Raw genomic sequence first — 2,150 nt, 5'->3', positions numbered from 1 at the left:
CGGATACCCGCATTCATGGTCAGGATTTTCAGACCCTGCTGCACGCCCTCATCAAACAGTCCGCCGACCCCCTGTTCGGGTTACACACTTCCGAATTTGTGCAGCCCGGTTCCTACAATGTGATGGGCTATATCGCCATGAGCGCCAGCACGCTTCAGGAAGCGTTATCCAAGGTCAGCCTGTACGAAAAGCTGGTTGGTGACATGGGCACCACAGACACCACTGTCGATGCCCACCAGGTAGCCATCCGCTGGGATTGCTTGTATCGCCAGCAACCCGCACGTCAACATCTGATCGATAACGTACTCGGCTCCTGGGTACGCTACTCCCGCTGGCTCACCGGCAACGATCTGCTGGCACCGGAACAGGTCTGGCTGGAACACCCCACTCCACCGGCAGCCCAGGTGGACGAATACCGGCGCGTATTTCTCTGCGATGTGTTGTTCGAACAACCCTGCTCCGCCCTGGTCGGCGCGCCGCAATTACTACAGCAGCCCATACGCCAACCCGACCCGCTACTACTCTCCACCCTGGAAGCCCACGCTATCCAGCAGCTGAATCAACTGGGCGTAGACACCAATCTCAGTCAGCGGGTCAAACAGTGCATTCAGGATGCCATTGGCCATTCCCTGCCCCGCAAGGAAACCGTTGCCGAGCGGCTGGGCATGAATGTGCGCACCCTGCATCGTCGGCTGGCCGACGAAGACCAGAGCTGGCAAAAACTGCTCGATGACGTGCGCCTGAAACAGGCTCGGCGCCTGCTCACCACCACCACCCTGCCCCAGGCCGATATCGCCGCCGCCCTGGGCTATTCCGATATCCGTTCCTTCCAGCGCAGTTTCAAGCGTCACACCGCCATGACCCCGGGCCAATACCGGGCCAAGCCTGACAATGAGCAAATACACTCATAAAAATTGACACTTTTATCTGTAACCCTGTGCTTTTTGTCCTACAAACACTTAAACCTGCCCCTCTCTCCTGTCTATACTGACATCACTCAATGACAAAAATGAATGGTGGAGAGCCTCAATGAAAGGCACCCTCAAACAGCTCGAACGCGCCATCGATAACGCGACGACCTATGACGAATGGTACGAAGCCAGCCAGGAACACGACCGCCTTTCCGGCGCCGACGAATGGAAGGAAGTGGACCGTTCCCCCTATTACGATTACGAGTTGATTCGTAATCGTCTCTGGCAGATTCGCCAGGCCCGCGAACGCAACGACGTGAACAAGCTGGTCTTCCATTTGCATGAAGGCCTGCATGGCAATCTGGGCAACATTTCCAACCCACGCCTTTATCAGCACAGCCGCGTGGGCACCAAACGCCTGATCGAAAATTACCTGACCGAAGTGTCCACCGCCCTGAATTATCTGTGCGACAGCAACTTCAAGGAATTCGGGCTGAAAGAGAAGCTCGATTTCTTTGAAACCACCGGTCAGGCCTTCGGACAAAGCTGCCTGATGCTATCCGGCGGCGCAGCCCTGGGCCTGTTCCATATCGGTGTGGCCCGCTGCCTGTGGGAACAGAACCTGCTGCCTTCNGTGATCTCCGGCTCCAGCGCCGGTAGTATCATCGGCTCGGTGGTCGGCACCCACAACGATGAAGAATTGAAGGTGAAACTGGAGCCGGAAAACATTTATCTGGAAGCCTTCAAGGTGTTGGGCTGGAAAGGCCTGGTACGCGGCACCCCGGTGCTGGACGGCGACCATCTGGAAGCCTGCCTGGAAGAAAACATCACCGACATGACCTTCGAAGAGGCCTATCGACACACCGGTCGCGAAATCAATATTACCGTGAGCCCCTACGACCGTAACCAGCACGCGCGCCTGCTGAACTGGCGCACCTCTCCCAATGTGCTGATCCGCAAAGCTTCGCTGGCGTCCTGTGCAATTCCCGGCATTTATCCGCCGGTCTCCCTGTGGGCAAAGAACATCGACGGCGAGCGGGTTCCCTACATCCCCGGCCGCAAGTTTGTTGACGGCTCCATCGTCGACGACCTGCCCATCCGCCGGCTGGCCCGCCTTTACGGGGTCAACCACTCCATCGTCAGCCAGACCAACCCCCATGTGGTACCGTTTCTGTCTCGCAACGAAAACACCGACAGCTCCCTGAGCACCCTGGGCGACTGGGCCCTGCGCAACGTCTC

Annotated in this window: 2 protein-coding genes; both read left to right on the top strand. The window is 57.7% G+C overall.

Annotation, left to right across the window (positions count from 1 at the left end; translation table 11 throughout):
- Positions 1-911: AraC family transcriptional regulator (locus tag A3730_RS21845; RefSeq protein WP_063538930.1), on the top strand; the 911-nt coding region annotated here is incomplete at its 5' end.
- A gap of 118 nt (positions 912-1,029) precedes the next feature.
- Positions 1,030-2,150, top strand: a 1,121-nt coding sequence (locus tag A3730_RS21840; RefSeq protein WP_063538928.1) for a DUF3336 domain-containing protein, incomplete at its 3' end; no start/stop codon positions are given.

Source organism: Alcanivorax sp. HI0044 (assembly GCF_001634945.1).
Note: the sequence above shows the minus strand (reverse complement) of the source record. Positions and strands in the feature narration are given on the sequence as shown.